Below are 14,133 nucleotides of genomic sequence, written 5' to 3'. Positions count from 1 at the left end.
GGGTGGGACCTATCTCCGGCTGGGTTCGGCGCGGTCCGGTGCCGTACCCCGCCAGGTCGAAGCCTCCGCGAAGTACGCCGACCCCAGCAAGATCAATGTCATTCCATGGTGAGGCGGTAGTGACGCAGGCCGTCGAGCAGCGCGCTGCGTTCATCGACGGTCTCGGCATCGCTCTCGCGCGGGTCGTCGTCCGGATCGACCCACATGTCGGGGTGGATGGGTGACTGTGTCCACCGAGTTACCGCTGGTTCATTGATGCGCTCACCTGAGTCCATGCGGGCATCCTCGTGCGCATCACCACCGCCCGCCACTGAGATTGATCGTCTGCGTCCGCTCGCGGCCGGCCGACCGCGTCCCGCCTCCGCAGCGTTCACTCGTGCTCCCCGCCCTCCTCAGGCAGTGGTGCACCTCTGAGGAATTCACAGATCGCCACACCGCCGGTTATGCGCGGGCGGTGAACCGGACGTCGGGCAGTTTGTGCAGCCAGCCCCGGTCGGCCGGCTTCGTCAGCTTCCCGCGCAGCGGCTCCAGCTTGCCCCGCGCATCCCGGTGTCCAGGCCCGGTGCCTCGCCGATGGCCCGGGTCATGACCGGGCCCGCAGCCTGCCGCACGGCGGCGAGGATGCACTGGTACTCCGGCGGCAGCGCACTCTGCTCCCACTCCTGGACCTGCTCATCGCCAAGGCGCAGACGCGCCTGCCATCTGACACAGACGGCAGGCCGGCGGGCCCGGGCCATTGCCCGGCGCCTGTCAGCCGCCCGCGCCCAGCCCGTATCCCGGCACCTTGGTCACATGGTTCAGCTCAACCGCCGACTCCATGGCCCGCGGACGGGCCTCGAGTTCGGCCCGGTCGACCCCGCCCCGGTCACCAGGCCGCGCGGTCCGCAGGCCGCGAGCGCGAGAGGAAGCAGCAGAACCAGCGGGAGACGCAGGGGCGTACGGGCCACGGGTCATCCGTGCGTCTTGCCCTCTGCCGGGCGCCTCAGCGGAGGAGGCCGCCGACCGCGCCGCCGACGCCGCCGACGACGCCGCCCACCAGCCCCTGGTCACCGCCGCCCGAGGGCTGTTCGCTCGGCTGGTCGGTGGGGGCGGTCGAGTCGGCTGGTTCCGTCGTCGGGGTCGGCTCGGGCGAGGAGGACTTCGTGGGAGCCGGGTTCGCCGGTTGCGCCGCCGCATCGGAGGTGGGGGCGCTGGTCGGCGTGGCGGTGGGAGCGGCCGCGGCTGTGGTCGCGGAGTCCGGAGTGCGCGCTTCAGTGCGGCTCGTCCGGATTGCGTCCTGAGAACGCTCCTCCAGGAGCTTCGGCTCCTTGGAGGCGGTGGGGGAGAGCCCGGTCGTCGTGGGCTCCTCCGTGGCGGTCGGCTCGCTGTCGGGCTGCTGCTGCGGCTGCTGCCGCTCGGCGTTGGTGCCGGAACGCGCCTGGGCGGGCTTGTCGTCGCCGACGGTCGAGTGGAGTGCGAGGGCGAGGGCGCCGGCAACGCCCAGCGCGGCGGCCGCCTTGAGCGTCGTGGCACGGGCCTGCTGTACGCGCGTGGGTCGGCGGTGTTTGGCCATCTCGCTCGCGTCTCCCTGGTGGCGTCGCCTCTTGCGACGCCCCAGTTAACCTGATTCCGCAGCCGAACGCCCATCCGATGCGCAGTCGTTACACGGTGCGTGGAACCCGCTCCCGCCGTTGCCATCCGACATGTCGGACTCTGTCCGATACGGGCACCCGCGCCCGGTGTCGAACGTCACACACGGCACCCGCCCCCGCGCCTCAAGCGTGCGGCCCGCGGAGGGATTGCCAGATGTGCTCGGGCAGGTGGCGGCAGGCCTGGCGGAGGTCGATCGCGGGGTCGCCGGCGAGCCGCTGGCGCGCGGTTTGCGCAACCGGGCCGATGAGGAGCATCTCCGTCAGCGAGTCGGGCAGATCGACCACGCGCCCGGCTTCGGCGTGCGGGCGGAGCCACGCGAGCATCCTCTCGATACGGGGCGCCTTGGCCGTGGTGATGGACGCCGGGTGCGCCGGGACGAAACCCGCGTAGGCGGAGGCGTGGATGAAGCGGGCCTGGGCCGGTTCCGTCTCGACGAACCGGAGGTAGGCCAGGACCAGAGCGCGGATCCCGGTGCGTGGGGTCCTGGTCCGCCCGAGCGCCGCGATCAGGGTGTCGAGCAGGTTGGCCATACAGCGGATGTAGAGCGCGGCGGCGAGCCCGTCGAGGCTGCCGAAGTGTGCGACATCCCGTGAGTTCCTCTGAGCCCTGCTGACTCCTTGTCCCCGTGGCCAGGGTGTTCTGTCTCCTTGGGATGTTCTTCGAGCCGGTGACGTAACTTCAGGATTCTTGAAGCGTTCTCGCTTCGTCCGATCGATCTGTAATCGGGGTGAAGGCGAGGGGGGCTGGCCTTCTTCGCGCCTGTGGTGATGACGAGCCGTTGGCGATGTCGCGCAGGCTCATCTCCTGGTCGCGTAGGTGAAGGGCCATGGACAGCATGGGCTCGTCGGTGACGCCCACCGGCCATGACCTGACGAACAGGTACGTCATGCCCGCGACCTGCTCGCCCGCCCGGAGAACACCGTCACCTCGATCGCGAAGCTCCTCGGCGTTTCCAGGAACACGATCTACAACTACGTGCCCGAGCAGAAGGCCGGTCGCTCCGCACTCGCCGAGGCGACCAATACGCCGGAGCTGCCCCGACCTGGCAGGTCCGACGACTGATCACCGCCGTTTGCGGCTGGTGACGATCCTGCTGCTAATGCGAGGTCAGTACCTCTGCGAGAACTGCCGGCTGTCTACCTGATCTGGGCTGAAGCGTGTACGACGAAGGAGTTGAGGGACGCCCGTGCCTCGACCGACTTCGTCCGCAGTTCTTCGCGGTCTGTTGCGCGGTGAAGGGCACCGATCATCCCGATGGTTTGCTCTGCCCGTGCATGCAGGTCGTCATCGGGCACGAGCAGGCGGAGCTGGTGAACGGCCTGGAAGGCCTGGCCGCGGATCCGGAAGGCTTCCGTTCTGGCTGCCACGTGCGCCGGACCGTTCTGTTCCTCGTGCTGGCGGTGCCACCAGTCGTGTTGGCTCCGTATGAATTCGTTGGTCGCAGCGGTGAAGGCGAGGACGGCGCTGCGGCGTTCGCTCCGGTCTGCCACACGCTTCTGGAACTGGTACCCCAGAAGAGAACCGATGAGCGTTCCCGCCACTGCGATGAAGGTCGTAAGTACCTGGCCCACTCCGCTAGTTGACCATGCCTACTCCAGCATCAACAGGGAGCGTAGTGGCGAGATATCGCACAGGCCCTCATGCGGTGAGGGAGAGGTCGAGCCGGGCGAGGTGGCTGGTGCGGGTTCGGTCGAGGGGGTGGCCGTTCCACCATGCGTTGAGTCGGATGACGTTGAGCGCGACCGCCGAGAACGAGTGTTCCAGGTGGGTCTTCTTCAGGCCGTGGTAGCGGGCGCGTCTCATCCCGGTGGTGGCGACGGCCTGGTGGATGGTGCCCTCGACACCGGCGCGGGTGGCGTACTTGGTCCGCCAGTCCTGACTGGTCTGCTGGGCGCGGGCCTCATCGAGGACCTGCTGCTGTTCGCGGGAGCGCAGGGAGAGTGTGCGACCGCCTTTTCTGGCTCGCGTGCACTTGTCGCGGACTGGGCATGGCTGACAGGTCTCCTTGTCGAACCTGACCACGATCGCCTTGGTGCCGCGCTGAACAGCCGGGCTCCACCAGGTGCTGGTGTGCCCGCGCGGGCAGGTGGCTTGTCGGTTGTCCCAGTCGATGGTGAATGCGGTGCGGCCGAAGCCGGCACCGGCGCGGGCCTGGGGTGAACTGTCCAGCAAAACCGGGGTGACCAGGGTGACGCCGAAGCTCTTTTTCATGCCGACGATCAATTCGGCGGAGGGGTCGCCGGAGTCCAGGTAGTGCTCGGCGGGCAGCAGGTCGCGGGCGGCGAGCATGTGGTGGACCGGCTCGGTCATCTCCGCATCGGTCACGGTGGCGTCGGTGGTCGCGATGTTGGTGATGATGCGCAGTGGACCGGCCGTAGCTGTTCCGGATGCCGTCCTGCCATCAGCCGGGAGGTTCTCCTCCTCGGGATCGCAGGTCTCGCTGATGTGGACCTTGTAGCCGGTCCACCACGAGCCCTGTTTGAGGCCATAGCGCGCATCCAGGTCATAGGGCGAGGTCAGCCGCAGTCTGCTCGGCGGGAGACCCTCGCTCTCCCGCCGCTTTACCTCCTGCCCGGTCTCGGTGGCCGTGCGCGTGTAGTTCTGCAGCCATACCGCCCGCAGGATCTGCACCGCTGGGAGCTCCCGCAGCCACACCGGTGCGTCTGTGGCATGGGCCGCCTCCAGGAGCGCGAAGCCGTCCTGGCCGTAGACCAGCGCCAGCTCGGTGCTCTGGGCCTGGGAGGACGGCAGTTGCCAGGAGTCGATCCGCGGCCCGTACCGCTCTGTCCATAGTCGAAGCGGCACCGACTCGGCCAGCCAGTCGGGTGCCGCGCATGCCAGGGCCTCCAGTGCGGCGCGCAGAGTCTCCCCGGCCAGTTCCAGCCGGTTCAGGTCCCGCACCGCCGCCAGCACACGAGTGGAGTCGGTCCGCTGCCGCCCGCCTGCCTTCACCAGACCCTTGTCCTTCAACGCGGTCAGCAGCAGGTCCAGCGCCCGCTCCTCCAGGCCATGCCTGACCAGACGGGCACGGAACTCGCACGGTACCGAGGCGTCGAACCCGGGATCATCCAGTTCCATGCCCAGCGCATACCTGATGTCCATCCCGAACCTCACGCGATGCGCTGCGGCCCGGTCGGTGAGGTTCTCGGCGAATTGCAGCACCGTCACCAACGCCAGTTGTCCCGGCGACCAGCCCTGCCGACCGCGCACCCCGAATGCCTGGGCGAACTCGGCGTCCGCGAACAGCTCTCCGAGCTCGTCTCGCACTCGCATCGCGAACGGATACGGGCCCTTCGCCGCCGCGGCTCGCGCTGCCCGCCCAGTCGCTTCCGGAACCTGCGGCCACGGCCGCGCTTGCATCGACACCCCACACCCCGCCCTGCGGCCGAGGTCGGAAAGCGCGACCGCTGCACGAACAACGAGCACCACAACCGGCCAGCAACGGAATTGGCCAGCAGGATCGGTGACACGGTTCTTACTGGCACCCCATACTGCGCGAACATGACGAGCAGGCCGCCACAACGGTGAGTGCGTGATCATCCCGCTACTTTGCGGCTGGTGTCCGAGCCAGGGCTTCGAGGCCGTATCAGTGACCTTCGAGCCGAAGGACGTCGGCCCCGGCGCCGTGCGCATGCTCTTCGGTACCTCCTACGACGGCGATCGTGCGGGTTGTAATGGCCCCTGGAATCTGCCTCCCTGGCGGGGCCTTCCGGGTTTCCCGGTGCTCGGGCTGCCCCCTGCGGCTGCCGCAACCGCCGGTAGAGTGCGGGGAGTTGACCACTCAAGAGGGGGGAAGTTTCGTGCTTTTTGCTCGCCGGTCCGACTGGAACGCGCGTAAGCCCGACAACGGGCACGAGCCGGTCAAGACCAACGAGGGCGTCAAAGTCCACTACACCGGCACCCGATACGAGCCGTGGCTCGAGCAGCACGCCCTGTGCGCCATGCGGGTCAGGAACATCCAAGACGAGCATATGGACGGCAAGGGCGACGCGGACATCGACTACAACCTTCTGGTCTGCCGCCACGGCGTCGTCTTCGAAGGCCGCGGCGCGTACGCCCAGAACGCCGCCAACGGAAACAAGGAACTGAACCGGGCGCACTACGCGGTGTGCGCGCTCACCGGCTCGGGTGGCTACACCGACGTGCCGAAGAAGATGATCACCGGCATTCAGGACGCCATCGCCTACCTGCGGCGTCACGGCGCCGGCTGGGAGATAGCCGGGCACCGCGACGGCTACCCCACCCAGTGCCCCGGCGACCTGCTGTACGGGCACGTGCTGAACGGCAGCCTCGACCCCGGTGTCCTGTGGGACGGCGGGAACCACATCGTCACCGACGGCGAAACCCTGGGCAAGATCAGCGTCAAGTACAACGTGCCCAAGGACTACATCATCATGGCCAACCCTGATGAGCTCGACTCTTCCGGCAAGGTCAAGGCCGGGATGAAGCTGTGGATCCCCGCCCGCGGCGTTCCGCTGAAGGGCGCCGACCCGACCCCAGACGATGACGCGACGGAGTTCCAGCCCTTCCCCGGAGCCAAGTGGTTCCACGACGAGCCGAACAGCTCCATCATCACCGCCATGGGCGAACGCCTGGTCGCCGAAGGCTGCGGCCACTACACCAAGGGCCCCGGCCCGCAGTGGTCGGACGCCGACCGTGAATCGTACGCGGCCTGGCAGCGCAAGCTCGGCTTCGCCGGCGCCAAGGCCGACGGCTGGCCCGGGGAGACCTCCTGGGAACAGCTCCGCGTCCCCTACGTCGGGCAGACCCCGGGAGACTTCGAGGAGTTCCCCGGAAAGGAATGGTTCCACACCGAGCCCAAGTCGCGGATCATCACCGCCATGGGCAAGCGCCTGGTCGCCGAAGGCTGCGGCCACTACACCAAGGGCCCCGGCCCGCAGTGGACCGAGGCAGACCGCGCCTCCTACGCGGCGTGGCAGCGCAAACTCGGCTTCAACGGCGCCGCAGCCGACGGCTGGCCCGGCAAATACTCGTGGGACCGCCTCCAGGTGCCCGAAGACGATGACTAGAACACTGCGCGGGGTGCTGCTAGCTGTCGGCGCGGTCGGCGGCTACACATCATTCAAGCTCGCGGATGAGGCCCGACGGTACTGCGGCTCCTACGGGCTGGACGAGGGCAGCCTCGGCCTCGACCGGCTCTTCGAGCCAGTTGTCGCGATCACTGTCGGCATTGTGCTGGGCGCCTTGGTCCGGGTGCCGGCCAAAGGCCCCACCTGGCTGCGGGTGGCGGCCCCGGCCGTGATGCTCCTCGTGTTCTTGTTCTTCGTCACATGGGCGCACATGGCATGGCTCGGGACACCGTTCGGCGGCACCAGCGACAGCGGGCACTGCGGATACGACAACGTTCCCCCATGGTGGCCACTCCCCAGCTGACCAGCACACGGAGGGAACCGGTGATCTCGACGGGCGACGCCGACCTGCTCAGTCGCCGACCTCTGCTCGGCGCCCCACAGCAAGATCAGGACGAGACGTGGACGGGATTCGATGCCTCCGGTCACGGTCTGGACAAAGCAGCAGGTCAAGCAGGGTGCAATTCGGTGATCTTGAGGGGACTGTAAAGGCGCTGCTGGAGTGGTCCAGCCGCTACGACCACCTGCGAGAGGTCACCCGGGAGGACATCATCGCGGCCCGGGACGCTGTCACCGGCAAACAGCGCGAAAACCGGATCGTCGCCCTGCGGTCACTGTTCCGGCACGCGAAGAAGAACGGCCAGATCTTCCGCAACCCCACGATCCGCATCCGTGTCCCCCGGCAGACCGGCGGCGTCCTCCAAGCTCTCGTCCAGGCGGACATCGACGAAGCCATCGCCACCGCCACCACCCCGGACATCCGGCTCATCGTCGCCCTGGCCGCCATCCACGCGGCACGGCCGAAGATGATCCGCACCATGCAGTTGGAGGACGTCGACCTGGGCAACCGGCGCATCACCGTCGGCGGTCACGTCCGCCCGCTCGACGACCTCACCCGCCGGGCGGTCCTGGACTGGCTCGACCACCGCCGCAACCGCTGGCCGAACACGGCCAACCCCCACCTACTGATCACCCAGAAGACCGCCGTCGAACTCGGCCCGGCCGGCAAACTCTGGACCACCCGGGCCACCCGCAACCTCACCGCCACCCTGGAACGGCTCCGCGTCGACCGCCAGCTCGAAGAGGCCCTCACCCACGGCGCCGATCCCCTCCAAGGACAGCATGTCTTCGTCAGTGACGCCTGCGCCGCCGATGGGTTTGCCGCGCTTGCGGGCGGACTCGTGGCCTTCGAGGGTGCGGTCGCGGATGTACTCGCGCTCCATGCCGGACATGGCCGCGAGCACGGTGAGCACGATGCCGGAGGGGTCATGCGAGCCCTTCAGCTCGCCGGTGAGGAACTCCAGGCCGACGTCGCTCGCCTTCAGCTCCTTGGCGAGCATGGCGAGTTCGATGCCGCGGCCGAGCCGCTTGTGCTCGTGGACGACGAGGGTGACGGCGACGCCGGAGGAGCGGATCTCCCCGGCGAGCTTCACGGCGGCCTCCAGCTCGGGGCGCTTGGTGGCGCGGGTGGAGATCTTCTCCGAGAAGACCCGTGTCACCCTGGCCTCGGCGAGGGAGTCGAGCTGTGCGTCGAGGGACTGCCGGGCGGTCGAGGCGCGGGCATAGCCAAGGCGGACGTGCCCGACTGGTTCGGCGCCGACGCTCACCGGCCGGGGCAGCTCGGCCCACACCGACCCCGGCTTGCGTACGGCGGGGGTCTGCACGCTGAGCCCGTTGGCAAGTTGGGGCACGAGGCGGAAGCGGGCGGTGTGGTACTGGATGGCCACCTTGCCCTTTCCGGTCCGGCACGGGGAGCCCGCCGTGGCGGCACAGGTGGACCGCCGGGCGGGCGGGTGTTTCACGAGTGACCACCTATGCAACGCCGCCCCGGGGCGGATGTGGAAACGTCCTATCGTCAGAGCCGTTGAGTGTCCGCGCCGGTGCCAAGGTGGTCGAGTCGCGGCGAAAGGAGCGCATCGGTCGCCTGTCGGCCCTGGCCCACCAGCTCGACCCGCACCACCGGCAGGCACTCGCCGCATCGCTGCCCGCACTCCTCGAAATGGCCCGGCTCGCCGCCCAACCACCCACAGGTCGACGACACCGCTTCCCCCTACCCAGAAGGAACCACGCCATGACCACCCCTCCTCACGCCTTCCCCCTGGAGCCCACCCCGATCCACGTGTCCGACAAGGTTCTCGATGACCTGCGCGCCCGTCTCACATTGACCCGTCCGCCGCTGGACGAGGGGAATGGGGACTGGTCCTACGGCGTCCCGGACAGCTATCTCCGTGAGCTGGTCGCCTACTGGCGGGACGGCTATGACTGGCGCAAGGCCGAGGCCGCCATCAACGCCTACGAGCACTACCAGGCGAGCGTCGCCAGTGTCCCAGTGCACTTCATGCGCAAGCCTGGCCGCGGCCCTAGCCCGATCCCGTTGATCCTCACCCACGGCTGGCCGTGGACGTTCTGGCACTGGTCGAAGGTGATCGACCCGCTCGCCGACCCGGCCGCGTTCGGCGGTGACCCCGCCGACGCGTTCGACGTCATCGTGCCGTCCCTGCCGGGCTTCGGTTTCCCCGGCCCGCTCACCGGCTTTTCGGACGTCAACTTCTGGAAGGTCTCCGACCTGTGGCACACCCTGATGACCGAGACCCTGGGATACGAGAAGTACGCCGCCGGGGGCTGCGACATCGGCGGGATCGTCTCCAGCCAGCTCGGCCACAAGTACGCTGACGAGCTGTACGGCATCCACATCGGCTCCGGGCTGCCGCTCGACTTCTTCACCGGCCCCCGCGCCTGGGACTTCGCCCGGAATCGGCCCCTCACCGACGACCAGCCCGCCGACGTCCGCGCCCGCATCATCGAGCTGGACCACCGCTCGGCGTCCCACCTCGCCGTGCACATGCTCGACGGCGCCACCCTGGCCCACGGGCTGAGCGACTCACCCGCCGGACTGCTCGCCTGGCTGCTGGAGCGCTGGAACGCCTGGAGCGACAACGGCGGCGACGTCGAGTCCGTCTTCACCAAGGACGACCTGCTCACCCACGCCACGATCTACTGGGTGAACAACTCCATCGCCACGTCGATGCGTTACTACGCCAACGCCAACCGCTACCCCTGGGCCCCCGCCCACGACCGCACCCCGGTCGTGCAGGCCCCGGTCGGCCTCACCTTCGTCACGTACGAGAACCCGCCCGGCATCCACACCGCCGACGAGCGCGTCCGGGCGTTCAAGACCGGCCCGCAGGCCGATTGGTTCAACCACGTCAACGTCAACGCCCACGACCACGGCGGGCACTTCATCCCCTGGGAGAACCCCGACGCCTGGGTGAGCGACCTGCGCCGCACCTTCCACGGCCGCAGGCCCTGAACGATCCTGCGGGCTCGTCCGGCAACGGGCCAGGCGAACGTTGCCTGGCGGGAGCGTGCGCGTCGGCTGACCGGCCCGCACCGCCCGCCACGCCGTCTGCCTGAGCCGGCCTCCCTACGGGACTCCGCTCGCCGCGGGGGCGGGGCACGGCGGCGGCCGGCCCCAGGTCGAGGCGTTTGTCCATGTCCAGGCGGAAGGTGCCGTACGGGTTGACGTTGGACCAGTACAGCGCGGTCAGGCCGCGCCGGTCCTCCTCGCTCAGCCGCGATGCCCAGGCCGGTTCGGCCAGGACTTGCTGAACCAGCAGGGTGTTGACGTGGACGAGCGCGGACTGGAGCAGGTGCAGGGCGAGTATCGAGGTCTCGGCGTGCTCCTTGTCCGGGCCGGTCAGGGCACCGTCCTTGCCGTAGTGGAGCACGGTGTTCGCGCTGTTCCAGTTCTCCATGACCTGGAGCCCGCCGTGGATCTCCCGGCGCAGACCGGGGCTGGCCAAATAGTCGCAGGCGAAGGCCGTGCGGACCGCGCGCCCGAGTTCTTCGAGGGCCTGGTACGTGGGGTGGCTTGGGGCCACCGCGGGTGAAGCGCCGCAGCACCTGCTCCGCCTCGGCGGGCCGAGCCGGAGCGCGGTGGCGTACTTGACCATCTGGTCGTACTGCTGCTCGCTCAGCTCCCAGCGGATCGGCCGCGTCAGCGAGGCGCCGAGCGCGGGCCAGCCGGGCGGGGCGTCGTCGGGGCGGTACAGGCGGATGCTGCCGATGTTCTTCAGCCTCGGCAGCAGACGGAAGTTGAGCAGCTCGGTGAAGGCGAACCCGGCGGCCGGCGGGACCTCTTCCAGCACATCGGGGAACCGGCCTTCCAGCTCGAAGAACTTCAGCAACAGGCTGAAGCCCAGCCGGGTCGCCCCGCTCTTGTTCGCCACCAGGTCCCAGTCGCCGTCTACCAGCGTCCAGTTCGCCAACAGCTCCTCTGGCGACCACTACGGCCTGCACCGTGAAGCCTCTTCCGGCCCCTTCTGCTCGTGGACGTCGAGCGCGGCGTCGAGCAGCAGCCGCCGGGCCGTCTCCTCGCCGCGCTGCTGCTCAGGCGACATGGGGTGGCGAAGGCGGCGGTGTCGCGGCAGCCCGGTGAGCTCCAGGGCCTGCGCCCAGACCCGCTGCGCCAGTTCGGCGTCACGGGCCATCGGGGCCAGCGGCTTCTCGCGGTGGACGTGGAAGTACCGGCCGGTGAGTTCCGCGGCGGCCTCCCCATGGGCCAGCCGCACTATGGGCGCCGCGCCCGCTCGCGGCGGCTTCCACAACAGCTTCACGGCCTTCAGCAGCCGGCCCGGGACGCCGTCGCGGTCGCCGAGTCCGGTACGGATCACTCCGGGGTGCACTGCGTTGATCCTCACCCCGGCATCGTTCCAGCGCCGTGCGAACAGCGGGACCAGCAGCAGGTTGCACAGCTTCGTGTCCGCGTACGTGCGCAGCGGGTGGAAGCCGGCGCCCGTGGGCGTGCGTTCGGGATCCACTCGCCCCCTGACGTAGAGCGCGGCACTGACCTGGACCACACGCGCCCGTGAGGAGACCAGCCGCGGTTCCAGCAGGTGGTTGAGGAGGAACGGCGCGACATGGTTGGTGACGAACGCCTGCTCCAGGCCGTCCTCGCCGCGGGCCGGGTGAGTCGGCCAGACACCGGCGTTGTGGACCAGCGCATCGATACGAGGGCAGGAGGCGAGCAGCGCTTCGGCCGTGGAACGTACGCCGGAGAGGCTCGAGAGGTCGCCGGCGACGAGGGCGGCGTCCGGACCGCCGGCCGCCGCGAGCGCCGATCGGGCCGCTTCGCCGCGCTTCTCGTCCCGCGCGACGATGACGACTCTGCATCCCTGCCGCGCCAGCTCCTGCGCGACCGCATATCCGATCCCACGGTTGCCGCCTGTGACTACGGCGGTCGATACCGGGCTCATGGGCGCCACAGCATCCCCCTGTCCAGAACTTTTTCTCGAGAGATGCTCTAGATCAGAGTCACTCGCTCACGCGGTCGCCGGGCGGCAGGGCGTCGAGATCGGCGGCGTCCAGGGCGGTGGTCAGGGCGGTGGTCAGGGCGCTCAGGTGGGCGCGCAGGTCGCGGATCTCGCCCAGCGTGAGTCCGGTCGCCGCGGCGATCCTGCGGGGTACCTCCAGCGCCTTCTCGCGGAGCGCTGTGCCCGCCGCCGTGGGGCGGGCGGTGACGGAGCGCTCGTCGTCCGCGCTGCGCCGTCGCTCGACGTAACCGGCCGACTCCAGGCGCTTGAGCAGCGGGGAGAGGGTCCCCGAGTCCAGCCGCAGATGTTCGCCGATCCGCTTGACCGGCAGCTCGCCGTGCTCCCAGAGCACCAGCATCACCAGGTACTGGGGGTAGGTCAGGCCCAGATCCTTGAGCGCGCTGCGGTAGACGCCGTTGAAGGCGCGCGAGGCGGCGTGCAGCGAGAAGCAGATCTGGTGGTCGAGGCGGAGGAAGTCGTCGTCTCGCACGGTCGTCAGCGCGTCCATGGGATCCAGAGTAACGCGGGCGCCATTAAGTTGCACGCAACTGAATTGTGTGCTGTAGTTCTGGCTGTCGGTTCCCACGGACGAGAGGGATGGAACTCCATGGACGCGCTCTACACCGCCGTCGCCACCGCCAACGGCCGCGAAGGCCGCGCCGTCAGCTCCGACGGCCAGATCGACCTGCCGCTCGCCCACCCGGAGCCCCTGGGCGGCAACGGCCAGGGCACCAACCCCGAGCAGCTCTTCGCCGCCGGCTACGCCGCCTGCTTCGCCAGCGCGATGGGTCTCATAGGCCGCCAGGAGAAGATCGACGTCAAGGACGCCTCGGTGACCGCCGAGGTCAGCATCGGCAAGGACACCGACGGGGGCTTTGGGCTCTCCGTGGTCATGCGGGTCGAGCTGCCCGAGCACCTGCAGGGCGAGGCGGGCCGGGACCTCCTCGAGAAGACCCACGCCTTCTGCCCGTACTCCAAGGCCACCCGCGGCAACCTGCCGATCGAGCTCGTCGTCGAGTAACGCCCCGGCCTTCCCGACCCCCGGAGCCCGGCCCCCGCCTGTCCTGCCACCAGGGGCCGGGCTCCGGGCATGCCCGGACGCGCAGCGTACGGATCCCCGCTGGGCAGGGTGGTCCGCGGAGCGGAACAATCGGAGATGAGGCCTGCTCGGGTAGGAGGGACTCATGACCCCACCGAACGAGAACCTGGCAGCCGTGCCGGTCCTCCGCCACCGGCCCGACCCGTCCGACAGCGTGATCTGGGAGCCCAGCGAGCGCTGGGTACGCGGGACGAAGGGCGACGTCACGGTCGTCGACAGCCGCCGCCCGCTCCTGGTGTGGGAGCCAGGCCGCCCGGTGCCGCTGTACGCCTTCCCGCGGGAGGACGTCCGGACGGACCTGATGCGGGAGACCGAGAAGCCCGCGACCCGGCGCCACGCGGGAGCGACCGTCTTCTACGACCTCGAGGTCGCCGGCGAGACCATCCCGCGGGCGGCATGGACCTACCCCGGCGAGGAGCTGGCCGGGCACATCTCCTTCGAATGGTTCGGGCGGGAGGTCCTCGACCACTGGTACGAGGAGGAAGAGGAGATCTTCGTGCACCCGCGCGACCCGTACAAGCGGGTCGACGCGCTGCCCAGCACGCGGCACGTCCAGGTCGAGATCGAGGGCACGGTCGTCGCGGACACGCGTACGCCGGTGCTCCTCTTCGAGACCCATCTGCCCATCCGCTACTACATCCCGCGCGAGGACGTCCGCCTCGACCTGTTCACCCCCACCGACCTGACGACCCGCTGCCCGTACAAGGGTGTGGCGACCGAGTACTGGTCGTGGGCCGGCGGCGGAGATGTACGGCCCGATGTCGCCTGGAGCTACCCGGAGCCGCTCGCGGCCGCGAGCGCCATCAAGGACCGTGTGGCCTTCTACAACGAGGCCGTCGACATCATCGTCGACGGCGAACGCCTGGAGCGGCCGGTCACCGTCTTCAGCGCTCCCGCAGCGAGCCGCCCCGAACCGCCCGGCGAGTCGGCCCGGTAGGGCGAACCAGGCCAATGGGGATGCGCGGAACCCGTGCATCTCGAGAGCCGGTTCTCCGGTGTG

The 14,133-nt window shown here is 69.3% G+C and carries 18 protein-coding genes; 7 read left to right on the top strand and 11 right to left on the bottom strand.

Translation table 11 applies throughout. The features are described from left to right. Positions 1 to 98: 98 nt before the first annotated feature. The 5 genes from ACTWP8_RS04260 to ACTWP8_RS04240 all read right to left on the bottom strand — a co-directional run bounded on the left by ACTWP8_RS04260 (position 99) and on the right by ACTWP8_RS04240 (position 2,520). Positions 99 to 275, bottom strand: a complete 177-nt coding sequence (locus tag ACTWP8_RS04260) for a hypothetical protein (protein WP_443320798.1) — start codon at positions 273 to 275, stop codon at positions 99 to 101. A 231-nt stretch (positions 276 to 506) separates the two neighbouring features. Next, positions 507 to 737, bottom strand: coding sequence for a hypothetical protein (locus ACTWP8_RS04255; protein WP_443320797.1), 231 nt, complete (start codon positions 735 to 737; stop codon positions 507 to 509). Positions 738 to 982: 245 nt separating this feature from the next. Beyond that, positions 983 to 1,552 (bottom strand): extensin, encoded by a 570-nt coding sequence (locus ACTWP8_RS04250; RefSeq protein ID WP_443320796.1) that lies wholly within the window; start codon positions 1,550 to 1,552, stop codon positions 983 to 985. 202 nt (positions 1,553 to 1,754) lie between these two features. Then, complete coding sequence (locus ACTWP8_RS04245; protein WP_443320795.1) at positions 1,755 to 2,162, bottom strand: hypothetical protein; 408 nt, start codon at positions 2,160 to 2,162, stop codon at positions 1,755 to 1,757. A 148-nt stretch (positions 2,163 to 2,310) separates the two neighbouring features. Continuing rightward, complete coding sequence (locus ACTWP8_RS04240; RefSeq protein ID WP_443320794.1) at positions 2,311 to 2,520, bottom strand: hypothetical protein; 210 nt, start codon at positions 2,518 to 2,520, stop codon at positions 2,311 to 2,313. 9 nt (positions 2,521 to 2,529) lie between these two features. Between ACTWP8_RS04240 and ACTWP8_RS04235 the strand changes: the two genes are divergently transcribed. Both ACTWP8_RS04235 and ACTWP8_RS04230 read left to right on the top strand, forming a co-directional pair. Continuing rightward, the gene (locus ACTWP8_RS04235) at positions 2,530 to 2,694 is read left to right on the top strand and encodes a hypothetical protein (protein WP_443320971.1); all 165 of its coding nucleotides are present in this window, start codon (positions 2,530 to 2,532) and stop codon (positions 2,692 to 2,694) included. Positions 2,695 to 2,789: 95 nt separating this feature from the next. Beyond that, positions 2,790 to 3,215: a hypothetical protein gene (locus tag ACTWP8_RS04230; RefSeq protein WP_443320793.1), complete on the top strand. Its 426-nt coding sequence runs from the start codon at positions 2,790 to 2,792 to the stop codon at positions 3,213 to 3,215. A gap of 55 nt (positions 3,216 to 3,270) precedes the next feature. Here the strand turns inward: ACTWP8_RS04230 and ACTWP8_RS04225 are convergent, their stop codons facing one another. Then, positions 3,271 to 4,905, bottom strand: coding sequence for an IS1182 family transposase (locus ACTWP8_RS04225; RefSeq protein ID WP_443320792.1), 1,635 nt, complete (start codon positions 4,903 to 4,905; stop codon positions 3,271 to 3,273). 527 nt (positions 4,906 to 5,432) lie between these two features. Between ACTWP8_RS04225 and ACTWP8_RS04220 the strand changes: the two genes are divergently transcribed. Together ACTWP8_RS04220 and ACTWP8_RS04215 are read left to right on the top strand one after the other, a co-directional pair. Further along, positions 5,433 to 6,662, top strand: coding sequence for a peptidoglycan-binding protein (locus ACTWP8_RS04220; RefSeq protein ID WP_443320791.1), 1,230 nt, complete (start codon positions 5,433 to 5,435; stop codon positions 6,660 to 6,662). Then, complete coding sequence (locus ACTWP8_RS04215; RefSeq protein ID WP_443320790.1) at positions 6,655 to 7,026, top strand: hypothetical protein; 372 nt, start codon at positions 6,655 to 6,657, stop codon at positions 7,024 to 7,026. Before ACTWP8_RS04220 ends, ACTWP8_RS04215 begins: the two co-directional genes overlap by 8 nt. 307 nt (positions 7,027 to 7,333) lie before the next feature. Here ACTWP8_RS04215 and ACTWP8_RS04210 read toward each other — a convergent pair whose 3' ends face one another. Together ACTWP8_RS04210 and ACTWP8_RS04205 are read right to left on the bottom strand one after the other, a co-directional pair. Next, positions 7,334 to 7,648, bottom strand: a complete 315-nt coding sequence (locus ACTWP8_RS04210; RefSeq protein ID WP_443320789.1) for a hypothetical protein — start codon at positions 7,646 to 7,648, stop codon at positions 7,334 to 7,336. Positions 7,649 to 7,684: 36 nt separating this feature from the next. Continuing rightward, positions 7,685 to 8,524, bottom strand: a complete 840-nt coding sequence (locus ACTWP8_RS04205; RefSeq protein WP_443320788.1) for a recombinase family protein — start codon at positions 8,522 to 8,524, stop codon at positions 7,685 to 7,687. Between the two features lie 269 nt (positions 8,525 to 8,793). Between ACTWP8_RS04205 and ACTWP8_RS04200 the strand changes: the two genes are divergently transcribed. After that, entirely contained in the window at positions 8,794 to 10,032 is a 1,239-nt protein-coding gene (locus tag ACTWP8_RS04200; RefSeq protein ID WP_443320970.1) for an epoxide hydrolase family protein, read from the top strand. Here ACTWP8_RS04200 and ACTWP8_RS04195 read toward each other — a convergent pair. From ACTWP8_RS04195 to ACTWP8_RS04185, 3 genes are read right to left on the bottom strand one after another with little or no spacing between them, the layout of a single operon-like run. Further along, complete coding sequence (locus tag ACTWP8_RS04195; protein ID WP_443320787.1) at positions 9,962 to 10,990, bottom strand: Tn3 family transposase; 1,029 nt, start codon at positions 10,988 to 10,990, stop codon at positions 9,962 to 9,964. The two genes, ACTWP8_RS04200 and ACTWP8_RS04195, sit on opposite strands and share 71 nt — an antisense overlap. A gap of 18 nt (positions 10,991 to 11,008) precedes the next feature. Continuing rightward, positions 11,009 to 11,977 (bottom strand): SDR family NAD(P)-dependent oxidoreductase, encoded by a 969-nt coding sequence (locus ACTWP8_RS04190; protein WP_443320786.1) that lies wholly within the window; start codon positions 11,975 to 11,977, stop codon positions 11,009 to 11,011. Between the two features lie 58 nt (positions 11,978 to 12,035). Continuing rightward, positions 12,036 to 12,542, bottom strand: a complete 507-nt coding sequence (locus ACTWP8_RS04185) for a MarR family winged helix-turn-helix transcriptional regulator (protein WP_443320785.1) — start codon at positions 12,540 to 12,542, stop codon at positions 12,036 to 12,038. 99 nt (positions 12,543 to 12,641) lie between these two features. Here ACTWP8_RS04185 and ACTWP8_RS04180 point away from each other — a divergent pair, with 99 nt between their 5' ends. Beyond that, entirely contained in the window at positions 12,642 to 13,055 is a 414-nt protein-coding gene (locus ACTWP8_RS04180; RefSeq protein ID WP_443320784.1) for an organic hydroperoxide resistance protein, read from the top strand. 163 nt (positions 13,056 to 13,218) lie between these two features. After that, a complete protein-coding gene (locus ACTWP8_RS04175; RefSeq protein WP_443320783.1) occupies positions 13,219 to 14,070 on the top strand; it encodes a DUF427 domain-containing protein in 852 nt (283 codons plus the stop codon). The last annotated feature ends 63 nt before the right edge of the window (positions 14,071 to 14,133 follow it).

Origin of the sequence: Streptomyces sp. 7N604 (assembly GCF_052245475.1) — a bacterium.
GTDB lineage: Bacteria > Actinomycetota > Actinomycetes > Streptomycetales > Streptomycetaceae > Streptomyces.
This window is presented reverse-complemented; position numbering and strand designations above follow the sequence as displayed.

Coding starts and splice junctions, on each gene's coding strand:
- ACTWP8_RS04260 (WP_443320798.1), bottom strand. CDS start 275: ATGGACTCAGGTGAGCGCATCAATGAACCAGCGGTAACTCGGTGGACA.
- ACTWP8_RS04255 (WP_443320797.1), bottom strand. CDS start 737: ATGGCCCGGGCCCGCCGGCCTGCCGTCTGTGTCAGATGGCAGGCGCGT.
- ACTWP8_RS04250 (WP_443320796.1), bottom strand. CDS start 1,552: ATGGCCAAACACCGCCGACCCACGCGCGTACAGCAGGCCCGTGCCACG.
- ACTWP8_RS04245 (WP_443320795.1), bottom strand. CDS start 2,162: ATGGCCAACCTGCTCGACACCCTGATCGCGGCGCTCGGGCGGACCAGG.
- ACTWP8_RS04240 (WP_443320794.1), bottom strand. CDS start 2,520: ATGACGTACCTGTTCGTCAGGTCATGGCCGGTGGGCGTCACCGACGAG.
- ACTWP8_RS04225 (WP_443320792.1), bottom strand. CDS start 4,905: ATGCGAGTGCGAGACGAGCTCGGAGAGCTGTTCGCGGACGCCGAGTTC.
- ACTWP8_RS04215 (WP_443320790.1), top strand. CDS start 6,655: ATGACTAGAACACTGCGCGGGGTGCTGCTAGCTGTCGGCGCGGTCGGC.
- ACTWP8_RS04200 (WP_443320970.1), top strand. CDS start 8,794: ATGACCACCCCTCCTCACGCCTTCCCCCTGGAGCCCACCCCGATCCAC.
- ACTWP8_RS04190 (WP_443320786.1), bottom strand. CDS start 11,977: ATGAGCCCGGTATCGACCGCCGTAGTCACAGGCGGCAACCGTGGGATC.
- ACTWP8_RS04185 (WP_443320785.1), bottom strand. CDS start 12,542: ATGGACGCGCTGACGACCGTGCGAGACGACGACTTCCTCCGCCTCGAC.
- ACTWP8_RS04180 (WP_443320784.1), top strand. CDS start 12,642: ATGGACGCGCTCTACACCGCCGTCGCCACCGCCAACGGCCGCGAAGGC.
- ACTWP8_RS04175 (WP_443320783.1), top strand. CDS start 13,219: ATGACCCCACCGAACGAGAACCTGGCAGCCGTGCCGGTCCTCCGCCAC.